Origin of the sequence: Demequina aurantiaca (genome assembly GCF_000975135.1) — a bacterium.
Lineage (GTDB): Bacteria > Actinomycetota > Actinomycetes > Actinomycetales > Demequinaceae > Demequina > Demequina aurantiaca.
The window spans coordinates 581,349-603,657 of sequence record NZ_BBRF01000001.1 but is presented as its reverse complement, the minus strand read 5'-3'; the positions used below and the strand labels follow the sequence as shown (position 1 = coordinate 603,657).

The window sequence follows — 22,309 nt, the reverse complement described above, 5'->3', positions numbered from 1 at the left end:
ACCCACGCACCAACGCACGGAGAGCTCTCATGAGTACGCCGACCACCCCCAGCACCGGCCAACCGAGTGTCCCGATCAACCTTGCGATCGATGGCATGACGTGCGCGAGTTGTGCTTCGTCCATCCAGGGCGGCCTGGCGAAGCTACCCGGCACCACGGACGCCACGGTGAACTACGCGACCCGCCGCGCCACCGTCCAGAGCGACGGCACCATGGATCGCGCCGAACTCGAGGCCGCGATGCGCACCACCATCGAGGGGCTCGGGTACCAGGTACTCACGCCGCAGCGCGGGAAGGAAGCCGTGGGTGCCAACCGTCCTGGTGATGCTCAGGGCGGCGATATGGATCACGGCGGCATGGACATGGGCAACGAGCATGCCGCACACATGAACGCCGACGCCTCGCGCATCGCGGACTACAAGCGCCGCTTCATCTTTGCGCTTGTCTTCAGCGTGCCCCTGTTACTGGTCTCGATGATCCCGGCCTGGCAGTTCGACGGCTGGGAGTGGCTCGCCTTCGCCCTCGCCACCCCCGTCGTGTTCTACGCCGCCTGGCCGTTTCACCGCAGTGCCCTCATGAGCGCGCGTCACGGCGCCACCAACATGGACACCCTGGTGACGATGGGCACCGGTGCCGCCTGGCTGTGGTCGACCGTGGTGCTGTTCGGTGGAGCGTTGGGCGTCACCGCGTTCCAGAACGGCCACATCTACTACGAGACCGCCGGAGTCATCATTTCGCTGATTCTGCTCGGCAAGTGGCTCGAAACCCGCTCCACCGCCCGTGCGGGCGACGCCATCCGCGCGCTCAGCTCCCGCCAGTCTGCGACAGCCCGGCTCGAGGACGGCACGGAGATCTCGCGCGAGGAACTCGAGGTGGGCATGCGCTTTGTGACACGTCCCGGCGAGACCATCGCGACGGACGGCACTGTGGTTGATGGCGGCGCCTCCGTGGACGCAAGCCTGGTCACCGGCGAGTCGGTCCCGGTTCGAGTCGAGGTTGGGGGAGAGGTGGTGGGCGGCACGGTCGCGACCGACGGCGCGCTCACCATCGAGGCAACCAAGGTGGGCAGCGAGACGATGCTGTCCCAAATCGCCCAGATGGTCGACCAGGCGCAGAACGGCCGAGCCCGCGTACAACGTCTCGCGGACCGCATCTCGCGGATCTTCGTGCCGGTCGTCTTGGGGATCGCTCTTGTGACGCTCATCCTGTGGATCGCTATCACGGGCGACGTCAACGCGGCCTTCACCGCCGCCGTTGCCGTCATGATCATCAGTTGCCCCTGCGCCCTGGGACTGGCAACTCCCCTCGCGATCATGGTGGGAACCGGCCGCGGCGCTCAGCTGGGCGTTCTCGTTCGTGGGCCCGAGGCGCTCGAGGACACGCGTGACGTCAGCACCATCGTGCTCGACAAGACCGGCACCGTCACCGAGGGCAAGATGTCCGTCGTCGACGCCGAGACTCCGGGCCTGGACGCCGATGGCGCGCAGACCCTGCTCGACGCCATCGCGTCGGTCGAGAGCCGTGCATCGCACCCCATCGCGCAGGCGATTGCGGACTCCCGCGATCACCGTCTCAGAGTCAAGGGCTTCAGCAACGTCGCCGGCAAGGGAGTGGTCGCCACGGTACAAGACGCCGCCGCCGATGGCTCCAACGCCCTGGTCTACGTGGGCTCGCGCCGACTGTTCGCCACCATCCCGAACCACCTTGAGGAACTCGCGTCGACGGCAGAGGCAGAGGGACGCACGGCAGTCTTCGCTGGGCGCTCTGCGCCCAAGCCAGCGATTTCGCAGGGCAAAACAACAGCATCGGCCGATGCTGGGGCGCCGGAAGGCGCTGTGGTCGCCGAAGCGATGATTTCCGTCAGCGACACCGTCAAGCCCACCTCGAAGGACGCGATTGTTGCGTTCCGCGACCTGGGTCTTGAGGTGGTGCTGCTCACCGGTGACAACGAGCGTGCTGCCCGCGCGGTCGCGGCCCAGGTGGGGATTGACGACGTCATCGCCGAGGTCCTTCCCGGCGACAAGTCCGACGTCATCACGAGGCTCCAGTCCGACGGCAAGCGCGTGGCGATGGTGGGTGACGGCATCAACGACGCCCCCGCGCTGGCTCAGGCGGATCTGGGCATCGCGGTCGGTACCGGTACGGATGTTGCGCGCGAGGCATCGGACCTGACCATCGTCTCCGGAGACCTACGCGCGGCGGCCGACGCGATCGCACTGTCCCGGCGCACGCTCGGCACCATCCGGGGCAACTTGTTCTGGGCGTTCGCCTACAACGTGGCCGCCATCCCGCTCGCGGCGTTCGGGGTCCTCAATCCCATGATCGCCGCCGCGGCCATGGGAGGTTCCAGCTTGTTCGTCGTGGCCAACTCGCTGCGATTGCGCGGCTTCTCGGGATATCGGGGCTAGCCGGAGGGTCTACCGGTCATCTCACGAGGATGTTTGAGCGCGTAGATCAACGGCCGAGTGGTCCAGGCCGCAATCTCTAATGAGGTGAGGAGGTGGCCGGGTGACCCGCGGCATCGGCTCTCAACTGGGCGAGCGCCGCCTGCGCGGCGAGGACGTGTTCTGTTGCCTCGTCGGCGCGTTCGGAATCCATGCCATCCTCGTGTGCGGCGCTCAGCAGCGCGAGCTGGCTCTGTTGCAACTGCCGCATGGCGAGCGCGCCGGACAAGCCCAGACTCCGGCGAGCGGAGGTGCGCACGTTGCTACGAATCGTGCGGTTGGACAGCAACGCGAAATCGAGTGAGCTCACCAGGTGGTCGGGCACCGTGTCGCGGGCTAGGTGAGCGAGGATGGAACGCTCGCGCTTGTGCACTACCCGGAGCACCACGAGCAGCATGACAAAGACGGGGATGCCTTTGGCGATAGTCGCCGCGTAAACGTTGGTGTCGAGCAGTGGCGCATCGAAGAAGGCGTGCAGCAGCATCGCTACTCCAAGGCCGCCCAGCATCACACCCCAGCGCACCCCGGGGCCGCGCGTCGAATTAAAGAAGTAGCCCACGCCTGCACCAGCGATTGCCGTGAGCGTCGCATGGCTCCACAGACCGGAGACGACCCCTCGCAGGATGACGAGCTGAAAGACGGTGTCGAAATTCCCTCCCGAGGCCACGGCTGCCTGCATCGTGTAGAGGTAACTCTCCACCACCATGAACCCAAGCCCGATGATCGCGCCGTAGAACAGTCCGTCCGCGGCGCTGCGGACTCTGGCCCCAGGAATCAGCGCGAGAGCCACTACGCCGAGCATCTTCAACGGCTCCTCGACGAGCGGCGCGGATACGGCAGTGATCCATGGCGAGTCCTCACCCAACCATGAGGCGACGATACCGTGCATGGCGGGTGCAGCGACCACGCCGATGCCGGCGCATACCAAGGAGCCCCACATCAGGGCTCCAAAGATGGTGACGGGGGACCGACGCTCGAACAGCTCGAGTTTGTAGACCACGAACACGAATGCCAGGGCGTACAGGCTCCACAGGATGACCGCCAGCATGCCTGCCGCCGGGTAGGTCTGCATCCCACGGAGCAGCAGGGGGGTGACCTGGATCAACCCATACGCGGACAGAATCATGAAGACCCAAAACACCAAGGAGTGGATGTCGACAAACGACCGCGTGCGCGGTGAATGGCGGAGCACCGGAGTAGCTGCGGTGGCGGTGGGTGGTTCGGCCGACGAACTGCGTCGCCCCGCGGTGAGGCGATCGAAGGTAGTCCGGCGGCTCACGGCAGGTCCTCCGGGGTGAACTTCACCGACGCTGCGATCGCGTTGGCGCTGTCGGAGATGCCATCCCATACGGACAGCGGAGAGGTCAGCACCAGGGTGGTTTGAAGATTGCCGTCGGAGACCACCCACACTTGCGTGGCCGCGTCCTTGGATTGGGCGGTGACGGTCGCGCCTGAGTCTCCGGCGGTGGTGGTGAAGGTCGAGGGTGGCGTCACCACCCAGGAGTTGTTGGGGTCGTCCGCGAGGGCATCCGCGAGAGTCTGAATCCGCGTGGCGACGGACTCCGTGGCCGGCGCCGCCGACGTGATGACGAGTTGCGCACCGCTGTTCGTGAGGGAGGTCATGCCACCCTCGGCCGTGTTGCTCAGCACCCAACCGGGAGGTGGAGTGACCTGCAGGTTCTCACCGACCGCAAGAGGCACGCCCACGGTCAGGTCCTCGCCCTTGACGTGGTCGCTGATCGCGGGGAGCACCAGGATGAAGAACAGCGCGCAGAGCAAGATCGCGGCCGCGCCGCCAATCGACTGCTTGTTGAGGAGCGCGACGGATAGCGGCATCGCGCTTCTGCGCGGCCCTGCCGTCTGAATGGGCATCTCGGAGGTCAGCGGAGCGTATTCCGCGACGGGCGTGGGCTTTGCGGCGTGCTCCGCCTCGTCGCGACGCGAGGTGCGCCGTCGTCCGAGACTGAACCTGGCCACGATGTGCCCCTTCGCTAGATTGCCGCGAGCGCGCGCTCGAGGTCGGCGCGCAGGTCCTCACGCTCCTCGAGCCCGATGCTGAGGCGCACCGTCGCTTCCGACATGCCTACGGCGGCGCGTGCCTCGGGGGTCATTTTGTTGTGAGTCGTGGTCGCGGGGTGCGTCGAGATTGACTTGGCGTCACCCAAGTTGTTCGATACCTCGAACAGCTCGAGGGCGTTCATGAACCGGAAGGCGGCTGCGCGCGCCTCAGACCCCGCTGGGTCCGTGCCCGGGGGCAGAGCGACGTCGATGGTCACGAGCGTCCCGCCCAGCGTCATCTGGCTTGCGGCCAACTCGTATTGCGGGTGCGACGGCAGCAACGGGTAGCGGGCGAGTGCCACCTTGGGGTGGGCATCCAGCCAGCCAGCAAGGTCAGCAGCCGATGCGCTCTGTGCCTTCACGCGCACGCTCAGGGTCTCGAGCGACTTCAGTAAGACCCAGGCGTTGAAGGGCGACATAGTCGCGCCCATCTGACGGACCATCTGCTTGACCGGCCCGTTGATGTAGTCGGTGGAACCAAGGATCGCCCCACCCATGACCCGGCCCTGGCCGTCGATGTGCTTGGTCGCGGAGTACACCACGGCATCGGCGCCCAGCTCCAGAGGCTTCTGGCCGATCGCCGTCGCGAAGACGTTGTCGACCACGAACAGCGCGCCGGCGGCTTTGGAGAGCGTGGCGACAGCCGAGATGTCGACCACATCCTGCATGGGGTTGGACGGAGACTCGACGAACACGACTTTGGCGGGGGTTGCGAGCGCGCGCGCCCAGTCGTCGTTGTCGTGGGCATCGACGTAGTCAACCGTGATGCCCCAGTTCTCGAAGTAGTTGGTAAAGACCTGGATGCTCGACCCGAAAAGCGCACGGCCCGCCACAAGGCGATCGCCCTGCTGGAGAATCGAGGCGAGCGACACGAAAACCGCCGCCATTCCCGTGGCAGTGCCGAAGCACGCGTCGGCGCCCTCGATCGCGGCCAGGCGTTCCTGGAAGGCGGTCACCGTGGGGTTGGCGTAACGCGAGTACATGTAGACGTCGATGTCTCCGGCGAACGCGGCGGCAGCCTGCTCGGCCGACTCGTACGCGTAGCCCTGCGTCAGGAACAGCCCCTCGGACATCTCGTTGGCCTCGGAACGGTGGATGCCCGTGTGCAGCGCGAGCGTGTCGGGTCCGTACGAGTGCGAGTTGTCCTGGTTCGTCATGGCTCAAGCGTAGCGGCGTGGGCAAGTGCCAGCGGGGAGTGCCGCGGCCCCCGACCGCCGAACGTCCGCACCCTCAATCACCTGGGTGGCTGGCCAGCCCCGCACGCGGGGCACCGGCCACATCGATTGAGGGTGCGGACGTAGAGAAAAGCGGTGGTGAGGTTAGCGCACTGTTGCCTTACGACGCGCGATGATCACCGCGGCGCCGGAGAGCAGCAGCAACACGCTGAGCAGGATGGTGCCATCGACGGGTGCGCCCGTCTGGGAGAGCTCGCCAGAGGACGCCGTCACGGTCTCTCCCGCCGCGACCGGGGCAGTGAGTTCAATGGTGGTTGAGCCCAGCACGGTGCCGTCGGGGCTTTGCAACTCGATGGTGTGCGTCCCGGCGGGGAGGTCCGTCGGGATGGTGAAGGAGACCACCCCGTCGGCGCCTACCGCGAAGGTGCCGATGACCGTGGGCTCGGAGTACATCACCACGACCACCGAGTCACCCGCGCAGGCTGGATCCACGGTGATAGCGATGCTCTGGCCTGCGGCGGCGCCGGCGGGAGCCGTGACGGTGCACTGCACGGTGTCAGCGTCACCCTCACCCTCCGTCGCGACTGGGTCTGTGGTTCCGGGATCCGGCACAACAGGGTCGGTTGAGTCGTCAGGATCGGTCGTCCCGGGGTCAGTGGTGCCCGGCTCGGACTCATCGTCGCCGGCGCAGCCCAGTGTGCCGGTGCGAATCGAGAACCCGTCGGTGTTGGCATCGTCCACATAGAACGTGGCGACCGAACCATCGGTGCAGGTTGACGCGCTCGCGATGGCAAAGCCCTCGTTGGCGACATTGGGCATTCCCGCGGGACGCTCGTACAGCGCCGATGCGGTGAACACTCCCGCGTTGTCACCCTCGTCGGTGAGCGCAAAGGTGGCGATGCGGCCGTCGCAAACGTCGTCACAGACAACCCACAGCAGGTCGCGGTCTGCGTCGAACTGCACGTCGGCCACGTTGCTGAAACTCAGGCTCGCGAGGTCCAGTTCGGCGATGCGCTGAAAGGTGCCTCCCGGCATGAGTGCGTAGGCGTATACGCCCGCCGTGCCCTCAATGCTGACGAAGAACAGCCCGCTCCCGTGACCCGCATAGTCCGCGGGGTCGTAGGCCACCGCGGTGTTCTGGTCCACGAAGCCGCGCGCGGTGAGCCACGCGTCAGAGATGAAGGTGATGCCCTCCATGCCGGCATTCGCGCCGATGCCGGGGAAGTCTGTGGCCAGGTTCCATTCGGCCGATGCCGTGATTTCCTCTCCCGCGCCACTCACGTCGAACTTCAGCACGGAGGGACGGCTCGTACTGCTCGCGTCGTTGTTGCGTTCGGAGGAGACGTAGACACCCGCCTGAGCTCCGGCGTCGGTGACCGTCACGCCCTCGGCATCGACGGTGCCAGTGCCGTCGGGGTAGCGCAACGTCTTGCCTTCTGCCCAACCCTCGGTCGCGTCGGGAACCCAGGTGCCCGAATCATCGGCGACGATGCGGTAGAGCAGGCCGTCGCCGTTCTGGACTGCCCAGAGGGCGCCGGTGGTCGAGTCGTAGTCGATGCCGCTCATGTCACCGGCGTACGTGTCCATGGCGTCCACTGTGGAGACTGCCTCGCCTCCGGGCCACTGCTGCGCGTTGACGATGCCGGCACAGACGTTGGTGTCACCCTTGGTGGGAACGGCGGTGGTGGCGAACTCGCCGGTGCCGTCTGGGCAACGGCCATAGGTGGTCGCAGCGTGCTCGCTCCACTCGTAGGAGTCGATCAGCGTGGCGCCGTCCGCCTCGAACAGGCGCACGTTGTCGCCTCCGCCCAAGCCGTAGTCGAAGCCCGTGGCCGGGTCGTCGGTCCGCTCGAACACGACGATGGCGCCCGCGGCGAGCGCCGGGGTCGCGGGGATGGAGAAGACGTCGTCGTCCTTGTTGTCGCTCAGCACAAGGCCCGTGATGCCCACGGGGGCGTCGCTGATGTTGATCAGCTCGATCCAGTCGGCACCGTCACTAGCGTCGCTGGACTCGACCTCGTTGATGCGGATAGGAGTGGAGCAGTTGTTCAGTGCGCCCTTGGTGGACACGGTCGAGTCGACAAAGTCTCCGGTGCCGTTGGGGCATCGTGCCCAGGTCACTGTTGCGTGGGAGTCGTATGCGAAGTCCGCCACGGGCGTGGTGCCGTCGGCGGCGAACAGGCGCACGTGGTCCGGGTCGCCCAAACCGAAGTCGAAGCCATCGGCGGTCGTGGTCTTCTGGTCAATGACGAAGACGGCTCCGGGTGTGACCGTGCTGCCCTCGGGCAGTGTGTAAGCGTCGCGATCCTTGTTGTCCATCAGCACATAGCCGGAGATGTCTGCCGCCGCGTCACCGATGTTCATGACCTCGACCCAGTCGGTGTCGTCGCCGTTGGACTCGACCTCGTTGATCACGATGATGCTGGAGTTTTCCGGTTCAGTGGTAGCGCAGTCATTGGCCGCTCCCATGGTTGCCGAGGCCGTCAGCACGAAATCTTTGTCGATGGCCGGCACGGGGCAGCGGCCCCACGTGGTGTCCGCGTGAGCGTCCCAGGCGAAGCTGTCAATCAGCGTGGTGCCGTCAGTATCGAAGAGCCGTGCGCTGTCCGAGCCGCCTAGGCCAAAACCGAGGCTTGCGTCGCTGTCATCGTTGAGAAATGCGAGGTACGCACCGGCGGCGAGGTCGACGTCCTCGGGGACGGCGAAGGTGTGGGCGTCGTCATTGTCACTCAGGATGAGGCCCGTGAGGCTCACCGCGGTCTCGCCCGTGTTGTAGAGCTCGATGAAGTCGGCGGTTTCTTCCGAACTGGACTCAATCTCGCTGATCACGACGACGTCGGCCGCGGTCACAGGTGTGGGTTCTGGGCTGTTGGGCACGCATGAGTTGGCGGCGCCGGGTGTGGCCTCCGCGGTCAGTTCAAAGTCGCTGTCGGGCGTGGGGCAGCGACCCCAGGTGGTTGCCGCCTCGGATTCCCAGGTGAAGCTGTCAATCAGTGTCTCGCCGTCCTGTGCGAACAACCGTGCCGAGTCGGCACCGCCTAGCCCAAAATCAAAGCCAACAGCAGCATCGTCTGATTTTTCGAACGCGATGTACGAGCCGGCCGCCAGGCTCGTGCCCGCCGGAATGGTCCAGGCGTGAGTGTCATCGTCGTCCTTGAAAACGAGTCCGTCCAGCGCGATGGCCTCGCGCGTGGGGTTGTAGACCTCGACCCAGTCCGGGCCATCGGGTGCCTTCGACTCCACCTCGGTTATGACTACCGGAGGGGCTGACTCGCCGTCGGCGGCGGCCAGGGCAGGAGTGCCCGCCGCGACTGACGCGGCTCCTATCGTCAACGTCATGACAGCGGCGAGAGCCGCCTTGGAACCACGCATCGTTTACCCCTTTGTCGGTACTGCCAGGCACAGGTCGTGTGGCCGAACCTAACGACGCAGGGCAAACGTCGGGTGAACATGGGGTGAGGGATGCGTGAATCATTGCGCCCGGACGCAAGCACGGCCCGGCCCCAAGAGAGTGAGGTCGGGCCGCGCTGGTGCAGCAAGTGCTGCGTTCGGTCGCGGGTACGGCTAGGTAACGACGCGGACCGAAACCTCCCCTGCATCGGGCGACGTGGCAGTGATGCCGTCGCCAGTACCGCGCACACGGTACGTGACGCGACGGCCCTCAGCCGTCACCACCTCGAGGTCCTTGTCCACGGTCTCACCACCGGAGTAGACGTCGAGCGTCAGCCCGTCGAGGAAGTCGTAGTCGGGGCGGTCCACGCGACCGCCCCGAGCAATGATGGCGCCCTGGCGCACGTACACCGGCAATGAGTCGTAGCCGTGCGTCTCGCGTACCCAGCGACCACCTCCCACGAGCTCACCGGTCAGCAGGTGGGTCCACACCCCAGTGGGCAGGTAGAAGTCCACCGTGCCATCAGCCGTCATGACGGGCGCGACCAGAATGTCGTCGCCCAGCATGTATTGACGATCCAGGTAGCCCACGGCCGGGTCATCGGGGAACTCCATGAACATTGGACGCGCGACAGAGACGCCACTTGCCGCGGCATGTGCTCCTGCTGTGTAGAGGTAGGGCATGAGCGAGTTTTTGAGTTGGGCGAACTGTCGCGTGACATCTACCGCCTCGTCGTCGAACGCCCACGGCACCCGGTAGGACGTGGAGCCATGCAGGCGTGAATGCGAGGACAGCAGGCCGAACGCGACCCAACGCTTGAACACTCCGGCGTCGGGCAAGCCCTCGAAGCCGCCGATGTCGTGACTCCAATAGCCAAAGCCGGACGATGCGAGGGAGAGCCCTCCGCGCAGAGTCTCCGCCATCGACACGTAGGACGAGGAGTTGTCGCCGCCCCAGTGCACGGGCATGGTCTGGCCGCCGGCAGTCGCCGAGCGAGAGAACAGCACCGCCTCGCCCTCGCCTCGTTCCTCGACCAGCACATCCCAGACCGCCTGGTTGTAGAGCTGTGTGTAGAGGTTGTGCATGGCAGCAGGGCTGGAGCCGTCGTGCCACACGACGTCGGTGGGGATGCGCTCGCCAAAGTCGGTCTTGAGGGCATCCACCCCCTGGCGTAGCAGGCCGCGAAGCTTGTCTTGGAACCATGCGGTGGCATCCGGGTTGGTGAAATCGACGAGCGCCATGCCCGCCTGCCACCAGTCCCACTGCCACACGGTGCCGTCGGCGCGCTCGACCAGGTAGCCGGCCTCCATCGCCTCGTCGAACAACACCGAGCGCTGGGCGATGTACGGGTTGATCCACACGCAGACGTGCAGGTCCTTCTCGTCGTGCATGCGCTGCAGCATGCCCTCCGGATCCGGGAAGGTGCGCTCGTCCCAGACCAAGTCTGTCCAGTTGAATTCGCGCATCCAGAAGCAGTCGTAGTGGAACGCGCTGAGCGGGATGTCTCGCTCGCGCATGCCGTCCACGAACGAGTTGACCGTCTCCTCGTCGTAGTCCGTGGTGAAGGACGTGGACAGCCACAGGCCGTAGGACCACGCGGGCAACATGGGTGGGCGGCCGGTGAGCTTGGTGTAGCGATCGATGACGTCGCGTGGAGTGGGGCCGTCGATGATGAAGTACTCGAGCGCCTCGCCGGCGGTCGAGAACTGGACACGCTCCACCATCTCCGTACCTACCTCAAACGACACGTGTTCGGGCTGGTTGACGAAGACTCCATAGCCGCGGGAGGAGAGATAGAACGGGACGTTCTTGTACGACTGCTCGGAACTGGTCCCGCCGTCTGCGTTCCAGATGTCGACCGTCTGGCCATTCTTGACGAACGCTCCGAACCGCTCTCCCAGGCCGTAGACGAGCTCGCCCACGTCGAGGTCGAGCTGCTCGTGGATATACGAGCGCGACGGTGCGAGCCCATTGTCCGTGTAGCCAGCGACTCCCGCGGGCTCTGCGGTCACGGGCGCATCGGCCGTGAGGGCGATGTGTCCGACGGACTTGTGCCCGCTGCCGGTGAGGCGGCGGCCGTCGTGCGAGAAACTCAGGTCCCACGGCGCACCCTTGGTGATGTGAGCGGTCAGTGAACCGGTGACCAGGTTGCCCCCAGCATCGTTCACGGTGACGCTCGCCGCGCCTTCGGTCTCGTTAATTGCGAAGCCGGGGGAGCGGTGGGCGCCCTTGTGGTGTTCGATGCGAACCCGTACTACGCCCTCGAGAGGAGAGCTCAAGGTGACGGTGAGCATCGGCTGATTGAGCACGTTGCCCCGTTGCAGGATCTGGCGGCCGGGTGCGTGCACCACGAGCGAGTCCTCGACCTCGGTGATATCGAAGGCCTCTTGCGCGTAGGTGGCGGTGACTCCTGGTCGTAGGTGCCAGTAACCGTCGGTGAACTTCATTTACTTCACTGCTCCTGCCGTGATTCCTCGGGTCAGCGTGCGCTGGAAAATGAGGAAGAAGATGATGGTGGGGATGATGCTGATGAGGGTTCCTGCGATCAGCGTGGTGGTATCGGTCTGACGCTCGCCGTTGAGCTGCTCGAGCAGCAGCGGCACGGTCAGTGAGTCCGAGGTGTTGAGGAACGCCAGGGGCAGTAGGAATTCGTTCCACGTCCAGATGAAGAAGAACACCATGAGAACGGACAACGTGGGCTTGATCACCGGCACGATGACTGACCTCAGTGAGCGCCAGCGCGTCGCGCCGTCGACTGCCGCGGCCTCGAGAATCTCCTTGGGGAATGTCCCCAGCAGGCTCGACAGCAGATAGGTGCCGAAGGCCGACTGAATGACCACAAAAGTGATGATCACTGACCAGGGGTTGGACAACAGCCCGAGGTCGTCGTAGAGCCTGAAGAGAGGGTCGAACAGCATTTCCTGGGGGACCAGGTTGGCCATCAGGAAGATGAGGACGATCCAGCTGCGGCCCTTGACGCGGCCGATTCCGATCGCGAACGAGTTGAACACCGACAGGATGACGGCGAGCACCGCCACCACACTGGAGATGAAGATGGAGTTCCATAGCGCGCGGGGGAAGTTGTTCTCGGCCCAGAATGTCCTGATGCCTTCAAAGCTGAGCGCTTGAGGCAGGTCGAGCGGTCCAGACGTGGCGTAGTCCGCTGGGGACTTAAACGCGTTGATGAGGAGAAGCGCGATGGGAAAGACGACGATGAGTGCGCCCAGGATCACGATGGCGAGAAGCACCCACTCCATCGGTGTCTTGGGGCGCTTCTTGGTCTTCTCCTTGGTCGGACGCTGTTGTGCCTTGTACGACTTGTAGGGCTTGGACGCAGGCGCTGGGAGCGCGGCGGATCCGGCTGAAGTAGTCATGTCACGCCTCCTTCTTCTCGGAGCGGGTTTGGACGCGTAGGAAGATGATCGCGACGATAGTGACGACGATGAAGACCGCCGATGCGATAGCCGCCGCGTACCCCTTATCCGTGCCATTGATGAACTCGTTGTACGCGTAGAAGGACGGCACGTAGGTGGACTTGTTTGGTCCGCCCTGCGTGAGGATGAACACTGGCGCGAACACCTTGAGCGCGGCGATGGTGGTGGTCAGCGAGACTACGAACACCTCGGGGCGGATCATGGGCAAGGTGATGGCGCGGAAGCGCTGATACCAATTGGCGCCATCAAGTTCGGATGCCTCGTACAGTTCCGGGTCGACGCGCTGCAGTGCCGCCATGAAGATCACGATGGGGTAGCCGATCTGAATCCAGATCATGAGCACCATGACGGAACCCATGGCGGTGGCGTACGAGCCACCCAGCCAGTTGACAGTGACGTCGCTGCCAGTGATGGCACTGAGAAATTGATTCAGCACGCCTTCACTGTTGGGTTTGAGTAGCCAACCGAACAGCACGCCGGCGACGGCGATTGGCAGGATCTGCGGCAAGTAATAGGTGGCCCGCAGAAAGCTGGAGAGGCCGCCGCCAAAGCGTCTTCCGACGACATCGAAGAGCGCGGCCGCAATGACGAGGCCAAGCAGCGTCGGGATGATGACCATCGCGACCACGACCAGGATGATGTTGACGAACGATCTAATGAACTCGTCGTCTTGGAAGAGCGCAATCCAGTTGTCGAGTCCCGCGAAGGTTTCCTCGGCCCTGCCCCCGCGCCAGTGGAAGAAGCTGAGCCTCAGGTTGCGCACGATGGGGTAGAAGATAATGAGCCCCACCAGTGCGATACCGGGAATGAAGTAGAGCCAGTAGCCCCACTTGCCGCCGTCGCGCTGCGGAATCCGAGCTGGCTCCGCTGAGTTTTTGCGTCGGCGCTTGGGCGCTTTGGCCTCAGGCTTGTCAGTCGCCGTGGTTGTCATGTCAGTCCGTCTCTGGTGGGGCCGGGTTTGGACAACCCGGCCCCACCGTGGTGAGTCGTGGGACTAGCGGAGATCCGCTACGTAGTCCTCGTAGTAGCCCTCGAGCTCGGTCTGCGCCTGCTCGGGAGTGAAGTCGCCGTTCACCAGACCCTGGAGAACGCCGTTGAGGTCGCCGTAGAAGCTGGGCGTCGGCCAGTCGGGGTAGAAGGCCAGGCCGTCGCGGTCATTGACCTCGTTGAAGAGTTCGATGAGCGCCTTGGCGTCCTCGTTCGTGATCTCGTCGGTGTTGGCTGCGACGGGAAGACCGCCGGACTCGCCCAGCAGGTTCTGGACCTCGGGGCGCATGGTGATGTCGATGAACGCCTTCGCCAGTTCGGGCTGCTTGGACTCGACGGGGACGACCCACATGTTGCCACCGGATCCCGGGGTCAGTTCCGTGCTCGGCCAGTTGGAGATGCCGAGCTCGAAGTCGCTGATGTCGTCGAGGAAGCGCCCGTACCACCATGAACCCGAGTAGAACATCGGGGTCTCGCCGGCGATGAACTGCACGCCTGCGTCCTCCGCGGTCATTCCGGTGACGTCCTTGGAGATGTATCCCTTGTCGATCCAGTCGCTCAGGGTCTGTGTGCCGTAGCTAATCTCGGCTCCCTGCCAGTCGACGGGAGCGGTATAGAGCTGATAGGCATCGACGAACGAGCGATCGGCCTGGCTGAGTGCGAGCTGGTACCAGAGCTGACCCAAGGGGTACTCCTGGGCCGATTCCGCGAACGGGGTGACCCCGGCATCGGCGAACTGCTGGGCCGCGGCCTCAATCTCCTCGACGCTCGTGGGAACGGCGATGCCGGCCTCATCGAACATGTCCTGGTTGTAGTAAAGGAAGACGAACTCGCCGTAGTTCGGAACTCCGTAGTAGCTACCCGAGCCCATGACTCCGTCATCGGAGTACTTGGCGGTGGTGGCGACGGAGTCGGCGAGCTTGTCGCCCCATCCGAACTGCTCATATGCATCGTCGAGGTTCTGGATCACGCCAATCGATGCGAGCTGGCCCGCTGTCGCGTTGCCCTTGTTGTACTCGGCGACGTCGGGTGCGTCGGACGAGTCAAAGAGCTGCTCGGCGGAGGTGCGCAGGTCCTCGAAGGCGGTCTCTTCGAGGTTGACGGTGGCGCCCGTCTCTTCCTCGAAAATCTCGATGGCCTTGTTCCAGGCGATGCCCATGGCCGAGTCTGCGCCCTCGTAGTGCATCACGTTGAGGGTCTGGCCGGTGTAGTCGGCATCGCCGCCGGCACTTCCTGACGGGGCTGCGCTGCCACCGTCGTCGGACGAGCAGGCCGCCAAGGTGAGGGCGCCAGCTGCGGCCACCGCAGCGAACGTCCAGGTGCGGGATTTCATCATGTTCTACCTCCTTGTAGTGGCGTCGTCGCGGGGTGACGGTGCGCCGTGGATACTGCTGTCATTGCCGATTTCATCGAAGCGCTTCGACAATGATCCTGACTCAGTCAACTAGTGGATTGTCATTAGTTGACCTGGGGGATGACGGACGCGGTCGAGGATGTGACCGATCCGAAGTTGATGTAGGTGGGAGCGATAAGGGTGGTCGCGGGCGGTTTGAGGCCGTCTTCCACCATCTCGACGAGCATGTCGACCGCGACTGAGCACGAGGCGTGCGCGTCGAGGGGAATGGTGTCGAGAGCTAGGGGGAAGCGGTGAGTGGAGAAGGTGACACCAGCGGCGATCACCGAGACGTCGACGGGCACGGACTTGCCGTGCTCAGCTAGCGCGGCCGTGACCGACGCGGCGACATCGGCTGACGTATTGAGCACGAGGCCGTCAAGGTCGGGCAGCTCGGCAAGAAGTGCCGCGACAGCCTCGTGTGCACGGTGTTCCGTGGGGTACGCGATGGCCGAGTCGACGCCGTTTTCCGTTGCGTGCTTGCGGAATCCGTGCAAGAAGCGCAGCGGGAAGTTGGACTCGCGTTCGAGTGTCTCCTGGTGGTGGGAGATGAGGCCAATGTTCGTGCGGCCGGCGTCGATCAGCCGGTCGATGGCCAACTCCGCGGCCGCCTCGAAGTCGAGGTCGACGCACACTAGCCCGTCCGTGTCCTCGGGGATTCCGATGAAGACGATGGGGCACTTGAGGGTGCGAGCAAGCGCCGCGCGGTCGTCATGGGCGTCCACATCCAAGACGATGATGCCGTCAGCGAGCGATGTGGCGGCCGAGCGCTGCATACCTTCGAGCGCATCGTTGTGAACCAAGAGCAGCGTGTCGTAGTCGTGCTCACGAGCGGACTGCGTGACCTCCATGGCGAACTGCATGTGCGCGCTGTGGTCGGTGTCGGCGTGCAAAGGGGCGGTCACGGCGATGATGTGCGAGCGATTTGCGGCGAGCATGCGGGCCGAGGCGTGGGGGCGGTATCCAAGTTTGGTGGCTGCAGCCTCGACCTTGTCCCGGGTTGAAGGCGAGATTGAGCGCTTGCCGCTGAGGGCATACGAGACAGTGCTGATGGAAACACCAGCCTCGTTCGCTACGTCTGCGATAGTTGCCACAGTGACCTCGTTGTCGTCTCGGAGTCGAAGCGCTTCGATGCTTCGTCGTGATTACGACAATAAGTTCTCGTCGCCAACAATGCAACCGCGGAGACCTAATCGTTACATACGGGACTCTGCCGTGAATGTCCCGGGAGGTCCTCTCTCGCTCGGTTAGGGTCGAAGTCAACGTCACTTCGCGCCAACTGGCCGACCAAGGGGAGTCCTGTGAGAAAGTCAGCCCGTTCCATCGTCGGATTGGCTCTCGGAGCCACCCTGGTGATGGGCACCGCCGGTTGCGGTGTCATCGACAACATTGACCCGTCGAGCCTGCCCAGCATCAGCATTCCCTCGAGGCCCAGTGAAAGCGCGGTTCCCGTTCCCACCGAGACCGTCACCAATGACCCGGAGCCTCAGCCCACCGTGACCGAGGATCCCGAGCCCGCACAGACCGTGACGGCCGAGGCCAGCCCCGAGCCCAGCCCCACATCGGACGCCGACTCAGACGGCTCGTCATTTACGTGGTGGCCGTGGCTGCTTGTCGCCGTGGTTCTGCTGGTCATCATCATCGTGCTGGCGCGTCGCAATGCCGTGCGCAAGGCGTGGATGGAGCGCCTTCACCGGGCCAAGTCCGAGCTCTCCTGGGTCGAGGACTCGCTGATCCCGCAGGTGCTGTCCAAGTCCACCGCGGCAGAGGCTCAATCACTCTGGCAGGCCGCTCGCCCCCGCATGCTGGATCTGGATCGCGAGCTTCACGAGCTCGGTGACAGTGCCCCGTCAGAAGCGGGAACCGCGTCGACAGCCCAGGGACTGCAGGCGCTTCAGGGACTCACGAGGTCTATCGACGAGGAGACCTCGACGCGCGAGGTGACCGACGCCGATGCTCTGAGAGCCCGCCGCGCCGCAGTGGAGAACGCCCGTGCCCAGGCACGCGCCTGGATCACCCCGCCTCAGCGGTAGGCGGGCGTTAGATACTTAGCCCTGGCGCCAGGGCAGACCGGCCTTGCGCCACCCCTGCCATCCGCGGTGGCCGTCCTCGTTGGTGGCGCCCTCGAATCCCTCAAGGACGTTGTACGACGGGCCGATGCCGGCGTCAGTCGCCGCGACGGCCGCACCGATCGAGCGCTGGCCCGAGCGGCACAGGAAGATGATGGGTGCGTCGGTGCCGGGCTCGATGCCCTGCTCCTTGAGCTGCGCGACGAACTGGTAGTTGCGCTCGCCGTCGGGGTAGCTGACCCACTCGACGAACAGCGGCTCGGAGCCGGTCGAGGATGTGTCCGGGACTCCCACAAAGCGCCACTCCGCATCGGTGCGCACGTCCACCAGGCGAGAGTCGGGGTTCGTGGTCAGGATGTCCCACGCCTCCTGCGGCGTGATGTCTCCGGCGTAGTTGCTCACGATGGGTTCCTTTCAGACGGCCAATGCTCGCACCAGTCTAGGCGCAGGGTCGCGGAGGCGATGGGCCGCTTGTGCGCACCTCACGGTTGGCGAGTAGGCAACGTTCGGGTGATGAGCGACTCCCATGCGCCGTGCGCTCATGGCGTGCGGACTCCACACGGATCACGCACAAAACCTCATACTCGGGTATCAATCTGCCGAAGGTGTACTTAAGGTGGAACTGTAGGGAAAGTGAAGCCACGAGACACGAGGCGGGAGCGAGCATGGCACAGCAAGCGGATGAGCAGCGCGCAGGTGCCCTCGAAGATTTGGTGCGCGGTCTCGGAGACCAGGCGCATGAGTTCACGCCCGCCCTCGGGGAAGACGCGGGCCGTACGGGACTTCCCGACCGCCAGCCTGGGGAGAACCTGACTGCGCGTACCGCCCCCGCGAGCGTGGCCGCAACGGTCGTGATCGATTGCGGTACCTCGCGTCGCTCCGGATACTCGCACGTGCTGTGGGTGTCACCAAGTGCGGAGTCCATCCTGGGCTCGCATGGGCTCGACAAGCTGTCTGACGCGATTGGGCGTCTGCCCGGTGTGAGCGCCTACGAGTGGGATGGGCTGGACCTCATGCACCTGCGAGCGGCCGGATCGCGTCATAGCGATTTGCTCGAGGGAGCGCGCGCCGCTGTCGACCAAATTCTGGGCTGACCCGCACCACCACAGTCTGTATACCCTGCCCCCTGTATTCCCTGCCCCGCGCCCCTCTCCAGCGTTCAGGAAATGGTGGCTTTTGAGCGCTCGCGGCGCCCCATGTTCACGTTTTGGTTGATATGCGTCGCTCACCCGCGCGCCCGGTAGTCTTGACCCAGACCCCGTTCGCCCGCACTCACGAGGGAACCCATGAGCTCCGAAGCGCCCGCATCGCCCAACGCCCACCTGGACACGGTGGACAACGCCACTGCGACTCCTGACCAGGAGATGCCGTTCGCGGCGCTTGGTCTCAAGAGCGACGAGTACGCGTCGATCGTCGCGTTGCTGGGCCGCCGCCCCACCGCGGCCGAACTCGCCATGTACTCCGTCATGTGGTCCGAGCACTGCTCCTACAAATCCTCCAAGAACCACCTCCGCCAATTTGGCGAGAAGACCACCGAGGAGATGAAGAAGTCCCTCATGGTCGGCATCGGCGAGAACGCTGGCGTCGTGGACATCGGCGACAACTGGGCCGTCACCTTCAAGGTCGAGAGCCACAACCACCCCAGCTACGTCGAGCCCCACCAGGGCGCCGCGACCGGCGTGGGCGGAATCGTCCGCGACATCCTCGCGATGGGCGCGCGCCCCGTGGCCATCATGGATGAGCTGCGCTTTGGCAAGATCGACCACCCCGATACCCCCCGCGTGGTCCACGGCGTGGTCAGTGGAGTGGGCGGCTACGGAAACTCGCTGGGCCTGCCGAACATTGGTGGCGGCGCGATCTTCGACTCCTGCTACCAAGGAAACCCTCTGGTCAACGCCCTGTGCGTGGGCGTCATGAAGCACGAGGACATCCACCTCGCCTCCGCCGAGGGCGTGGGCAACAAGGTGGTCCTGTTCGGTGCGCGCACCGGTGGCGACGGCATCGGCGGGGCCTCAATCCTCGCCTCTGAGACCTTCGAGGATGGAGTCCCCACCAAGCGGCCATCGGTCCAGGTGGGCGATCCGTTCATGGAGAAGGTGCTCATCGAGTGCTGCCTCGAACTCTTCGCCGCGGATGTCGTGCAGGGCATCCAGGACCTCGGCGCCGCGGGCATCTCGTGCGCGACCTCGGAACTGGCCTCTAACGGCTCCGGTGGCATGCACGTGTGGCTCGATGACGTCCTGTTGCGCGACCCATCGCTGAACGCCGGCGAGATTCTCATGTCCGAATCGCAGGAGCGCATGATGGCGGTCGTCACGCCGGGCAAGCTCGACGCGTTCATGGAGATTGCCGCGAAGTGGGACATCGAATCCTCCGTCGTGGGCGAGGTCAACGACTCCGGCCGCCTCACCATTGACCACCACGGCGAGCGCATCGTCGACGTCGACCCCCGCACCGTCGCGCACGACGGCCCCGTGTACGACCGCCCCTTCGCGCGCCCCGCGTGGATGGATGGCCTGCAGGCGGACGATGCTGGTTCGCTTGAACTTCCGGCCACCGGCGACGATTTGCGCGCCGTGGTTTTGGACCTGATGGGTTCGGTCAACATGTCCTCGCGCGAGTGGATTTACGGACAGTACGACCGCTACGTGCAGGGCAACACCGCGCAGGCTCGCCCCGACACCGTCGGTGTTGTCCGCGTGGACGAGACCACCGGCCGCGGCGTCGCGATCGCCACGCGCTCCAACGACCGTTACACCAAGCTCGACCCGTACGCGGGTGCGCAGCAGTCCATCGCCGCGGCCTACCGCGCGGTCGCCATCGCTGGGGCGGTGCCGCTGGCGGTGACCGACGGGCTGAACTTCGGCTCGCCCGAGGACCCCGACGCCATGTGGCAGTTCGTGGAGGCCATCCGTGGCCTCGCGGACGCGTGCCAGACGCTTGGGGTGCCTGTGACCGGCGGCAACGTGTCGCTGTACAACGGCACTGGTGAGCCCGGAAAGATCGACTCCTCCATCAACCCCACCGCGATCGTCGGAATCCTGGGCGTGCTCGATACCGTCGAGCGGGTCACCCCCTCCGGGTGGCGCGAGGGTGGCCAGCTGCTGTACTTGCTTGGCGAGACCCGTGATGAACTGAACGGCTCGCAGTTCGCCTCCCTCAGTGGGCACCTAGGCGGACTGCCGCCCGCGGTGGACCTGGACAAGGAGCGCGTCCTGGCAGAGGTCATGGTTGCTGCCTCGCGCGACGGCCTGATTGACGCGGCTCGCGACGTCTCTGAGGGTGGCCTTGCCGCTGCTCTCAGCTATGGAGCGCTGCGCTACGGCGTGGGTGCCCGCGTGGTGCTCGAAGAGATCTGCGAGCGCGACGGCGTCACGCCCGCACAGGCGCTACTGTCCGAGTCGCAGGGGCGCGTGTTGGTTGCGCTTCCCCGGGGCGAAGAGGCGCGCTTCTTGGCGATGCTCGAGGCTCGCGGCGTGCCCGCGATCCGCCTGGGAGTCACCGAGGAAGCCCCGCACGGGCTTGATTCGGACGGCACCGGCGCGGTGCTGGACGTCCAGGATCAGTTTGTTCTGCCCCTCGCGGAGTTGAACATCGCCTGGGAGGGTCCGCTCCTCCACCACTTTGGATAGCAGCCGGCGGGGGCGCTTTTTCCAGTCCCGCTCGCCCTTGCGCGCTATTGGTCCGATCCGTCACGCCTAGAGGGTGGCTGTGCATCCTGTTGGTCCCTTTCCGCACGCAAGTGGATGTGACAGGCTAGGCGCATGCCCACCCGCCGCAGAATTGCGCTTCCCGAGGGCCGCGCCGCAGTCGCAGCGTGGCTCGCCGCTCAGCCTCATCAGCAACGAGACGGCGACCTCCAGGGAGCCGACCATGCGGACTCCCGAGCAACACTGCCCGCGGTAGACCGCGCCACCATCGCAACCGCGGTCCGGTACACCCTCGAGGAGCTCAATGCTCGGGCACCTGGCCAAGCCCTCGAGGTGCGCGTCCCACCATTCGGCGCCACCCAATGCATCGAGGGCCCGCGGCATACCCGTGGCACGCCGCCGGGCGTCGTGGAGATGAGCCCCGAGATTTGGCTAGCCGTCGCGACCGGGCGCCGGGAGTGGGACGAGGCCCTCGCATCGGGCGACGTGAGCGCGTCGGGGGAACGCGCCAACCTCTCCGCTCTGCTGCCCCTGACGGACGCCTGACCGTGCCTCACGCGCCTCGCGTGCATCACGCGCTCGCCGCCCTTGCCGCGGCGACGGTGCTCGCCCTATCCGCGTGCTCGAGCGAGCCGGAGCCAATCAACCCCACCGCGCCGGCCGTAGCTCCCTCGGAACCCACCGCTCCGGCGGCCACACTCGCAGCCGTGCCGTCGCCTAGTAGTTCACCCGTCCCCAGCCCAACGGAGGCCAGCATGCTCAACGACGCACCAGCATCGGCAACGTTCTTTAACGCGCCAAAGAAGGCAGACGACGCGTACCAGCGAGCAGTGGACGAGGGCCGTGTCGACGACGCCGCGCTCTTCAAGGTGCTCGCGGATCAGCCCACGGCGACGTGGCTCGGTGACAACGGCGAGGCACTAAGTGAGGCGGCCCAGGTGGCCGCGGGGGCCAAGGCGGCCGGCCAGATCCCGGTGTTCGTGCTCTACGCCATCCCCGGGCGCGACTGCGGTCTCTACAGTGCGGGCGGCCTGCCAGAGGAGCAGTACCTGGACTTCGCCGCGAGCATCGGCGAAGCAATCGCGGGTAGCGGCGCCTGGGTGATCCTGGAGCCCGACGCGCTCCCGCAGCTCGGCGACTGCGACGGCCAGGGCGATCGAGTCGCCTTGCTCGCGGGCGCGGCCAAGGCGCTGGACGATGCCGGGGCCAAGGTCTTCCTCGACGTGGGCCACTCCACATGGCTGAGCGTGTCCGAGGCCGCCGACCGCATTGGGATGGTCGGCACGGAGCACCTCACCGGCTTTGCGACCAACACGTCCAACTACAACGCGACCGCGGACGAGCAGGCGTGGGCGGACCAGGTGAGTCTCCGGGTGGGGCTGCCATTCCTGGTCGACACTTCGCGCAACGGCAATGGATCAGACGGCGAGTGGTGCAATCCGCGCGGCCGGGCCATCGGCGTTGCTCCGGAGGTGATTGGCGGCGACCACATGATCGCAACGGTATGGACCAAGGTGCCGGGCGAGTCCGACGGCACGTGCAATGGTGGGCCGGCGGCCGGGGCCTGGTGGGACGAGGTCGCGCTGGAACTGGTCCGCAACGGCCAGTAACTATTGCACGCGCCTCGACGAGAGCGTCCGGTCTGAGTCTGGAGCGCTGTGAGGTTTGTCGTGATTGGGTAACAATTGTGCATTTCGCACTTTAAGTG

At 65.4% G+C, this 22,309-nt stretch carries 17 protein-coding genes; 6 read left to right on the top strand and 11 right to left on the bottom strand.

Annotation, left to right across the window (positions count from 1 at the left end):
• Positions 1-29 precede the first annotated feature (29 nt).
• Entirely contained in the window at positions 30-2,408 is a 2,379-nt protein-coding gene (locus AOP73_RS02685) for a heavy metal translocating P-type ATPase (protein WP_061963085.1), read from the top strand.
• 76 nt (positions 2,409-2,484) lie between these two features.
• On the opposite strand, the gene AOP73_RS02680 is transcribed toward AOP73_RS02685, so the two are convergent.
• The 9 genes from AOP73_RS02680 to AOP73_RS02640 form a co-directional block, all read right to left on the bottom strand.
• Positions 2,485-3,723, bottom strand: a complete 1,239-nt coding sequence (locus tag AOP73_RS02680; protein WP_061963084.1) for a PrsW family intramembrane metalloprotease — start codon at positions 3,721-3,723, stop codon at positions 2,485-2,487.
• Entirely contained in the window at positions 3,720-4,421 is a 702-nt protein-coding gene (locus tag AOP73_RS02675; protein ID WP_061963083.1) for a hypothetical protein, read from the bottom strand. The genes AOP73_RS02680 and AOP73_RS02675 overlap by 4 nt, the downstream gene beginning before the upstream one ends.
• Before the next feature lie 14 nt (positions 4,422-4,435).
• The gene (metZ, locus tag AOP73_RS02670) at positions 4,436-5,659 is read right to left on the bottom strand and encodes an O-succinylhomoserine sulfhydrylase (RefSeq protein ID WP_061963082.1); all 1,224 of its coding nucleotides are present in this window, start codon (positions 5,657-5,659) and stop codon (positions 4,436-4,438) included.
• 162 nt (positions 5,660-5,821) lie between these two features.
• A complete protein-coding gene (locus tag AOP73_RS02665) occupies positions 5,822-9,049 on the bottom strand; it encodes a lamin tail domain-containing protein (protein WP_061963081.1) in 3,228 nt (1,075 codons plus the stop codon).
• Positions 9,050-9,241: 192 nt separating this feature from the next.
• Positions 9,242-11,515 carry an alpha-xylosidase gene (yicI, locus tag AOP73_RS02660; RefSeq protein ID WP_061963080.1) on the bottom strand — a complete coding sequence of 758 codons (2,274 nt, stop codon included), beginning with the start codon at positions 11,513-11,515 and terminating at the stop codon, positions 9,242-9,244.
• Positions 11,516-12,442, bottom strand: a complete 927-nt coding sequence (locus AOP73_RS02655) for a carbohydrate ABC transporter permease (RefSeq protein WP_084626507.1) — start codon at positions 12,440-12,442, stop codon at positions 11,516-11,518. It abuts the gene before it with no gap.
• Between the two features lies 1 nt (position 12,443).
• Complete coding sequence (locus AOP73_RS02650) at positions 12,444-13,433, bottom strand: carbohydrate ABC transporter permease (RefSeq protein WP_061963079.1); 990 nt, start codon at positions 13,431-13,433, stop codon at positions 12,444-12,446.
• Positions 13,434-13,496: 63 nt separating this feature from the next.
• Positions 13,497-14,825: an ABC transporter substrate-binding protein gene (locus AOP73_RS02645; protein ID WP_061963078.1), complete on the bottom strand. Its 1,329-nt coding sequence runs from the start codon at positions 14,823-14,825 to the stop codon at positions 13,497-13,499.
• Positions 14,826-14,947: 122 nt separating this feature from the next.
• Positions 14,948-15,976 (bottom strand): LacI family DNA-binding transcriptional regulator, encoded by a 1,029-nt coding sequence (locus tag AOP73_RS02640; RefSeq protein WP_061963077.1) that lies wholly within the window; start codon positions 15,974-15,976, stop codon positions 14,948-14,950.
• 207 nt (positions 15,977-16,183) lie between these two features.
• Between AOP73_RS02640 and AOP73_RS02635 the strand changes: the two genes are divergently transcribed.
• Positions 16,184-16,915: a hypothetical protein gene (locus AOP73_RS02635; RefSeq protein WP_061963076.1), complete on the top strand. Its 732-nt coding sequence runs from the start codon at positions 16,184-16,186 to the stop codon at positions 16,913-16,915.
• Between the two features lie 15 nt (positions 16,916-16,930).
• Here the strand turns inward: AOP73_RS02635 and AOP73_RS02630 are convergent, their stop codons facing one another.
• Positions 16,931-17,353: a rhodanese-like domain-containing protein gene (locus AOP73_RS02630; protein WP_061963075.1), complete on the bottom strand. Its 423-nt coding sequence runs from the start codon at positions 17,351-17,353 to the stop codon at positions 16,931-16,933.
• A 263-nt stretch (positions 17,354-17,616) separates the two neighbouring features.
• Here AOP73_RS02630 and AOP73_RS02625 point away from each other — a divergent pair, with 263 nt between their 5' ends.
• From AOP73_RS02625 to AOP73_RS02615, 3 genes are all read left to right on the top strand, one after another.
• Positions 17,617-18,045, top strand: a complete 429-nt coding sequence (locus AOP73_RS02625) for a hypothetical protein (protein ID WP_061963074.1) — start codon at positions 17,617-17,619, stop codon at positions 18,043-18,045.
• Positions 18,046-18,237: 192 nt separating this feature from the next.
• Entirely contained in the window at positions 18,238-20,583 is a 2,346-nt protein-coding gene (gene purL / locus AOP73_RS02620) for a phosphoribosylformylglycinamidine synthase subunit PurL (RefSeq protein ID WP_061963073.1), read from the top strand.
• Positions 20,584-20,715: 132 nt separating this feature from the next.
• Positions 20,716-21,147, top strand: a complete 432-nt coding sequence (locus AOP73_RS02615; protein ID WP_061963072.1) for a sterol carrier family protein — start codon at positions 20,716-20,718, stop codon at positions 21,145-21,147.
• Positions 21,148-21,172: 25 nt separating this feature from the next.
• Here the strand turns inward: AOP73_RS02615 and AOP73_RS02610 are convergent, their stop codons facing one another.
• The gene (locus tag AOP73_RS02610) at positions 21,173-21,358 is read right to left on the bottom strand and encodes a hypothetical protein (protein ID WP_061963071.1); all 186 of its coding nucleotides are present in this window, start codon (positions 21,356-21,358) and stop codon (positions 21,173-21,175) included.
• Between AOP73_RS02610 and AOP73_RS02605 the strand changes: the two genes are divergently transcribed.
• Positions 21,357-22,211 (top strand): glycoside hydrolase family 6 protein, encoded by an 855-nt coding sequence (locus AOP73_RS02605; protein WP_061963070.1) that lies wholly within the window; start codon positions 21,357-21,359, stop codon positions 22,209-22,211. The two genes, AOP73_RS02610 and AOP73_RS02605, sit on opposite strands and share 2 nt — an antisense overlap.
• Positions 22,212-22,309: the final 98 nt, after the last annotated feature.

Coding starts and splice junctions, on each gene's coding strand:
- AOP73_RS02650 (WP_061963079.1), bottom strand. CDS start 13,433: ATGACAACCACGGCGACTGACAAGCCTGAGGCCAAAGCGCCCAAGCGC.
- AOP73_RS02665 (WP_061963081.1), bottom strand. CDS start 9,049: ATGCGTGGTTCCAAGGCGGCTCTCGCCGCTGTCATGACGTTGACGATA.
- purL (WP_061963073.1), top strand. CDS start 18,238: ATGAGCTCCGAAGCGCCCGCATCGCCCAACGCCCACCTGGACACGGTG.
- AOP73_RS02605 (WP_061963070.1), top strand. CDS start 21,357: ATGCTCAACGACGCACCAGCATCGGCAACGTTCTTTAACGCGCCAAAG.
- AOP73_RS02615 (WP_061963072.1), top strand. CDS start 20,716: ATGCCCACCCGCCGCAGAATTGCGCTTCCCGAGGGCCGCGCCGCAGTC.
- AOP73_RS02645 (WP_061963078.1), bottom strand. CDS start 14,825: ATGATGAAATCCCGCACCTGGACGTTCGCTGCGGTGGCCGCAGCTGGC.
- AOP73_RS02685 (WP_061963085.1), top strand. CDS start 30: ATGAGTACGCCGACCACCCCCAGCACCGGCCAACCGAGTGTCCCGATC.
- AOP73_RS02655 (WP_084626507.1), bottom strand. CDS start 12,442: ATGACTACTTCAGCCGGATCCGCCGCGCTCCCAGCGCCTGCGTCCAAG.
- yicI (WP_061963080.1), bottom strand. CDS start 11,515: ATGAAGTTCACCGACGGTTACTGGCACCTACGACCAGGAGTCACCGCC.
- AOP73_RS02625 (WP_061963074.1), top strand. CDS start 17,617: ATGGCACAGCAAGCGGATGAGCAGCGCGCAGGTGCCCTCGAAGATTTG.
- AOP73_RS02610 (WP_061963071.1), bottom strand. CDS start 21,358: ATGCTGGCCTCCGTTGGGCTGGGGACGGGTGAACTACTAGGCGACGGC.
- metZ (WP_061963082.1), bottom strand. CDS start 5,659: ATGACGAACCAGGACAACTCGCACTCGTACGGACCCGACACGCTCGCG.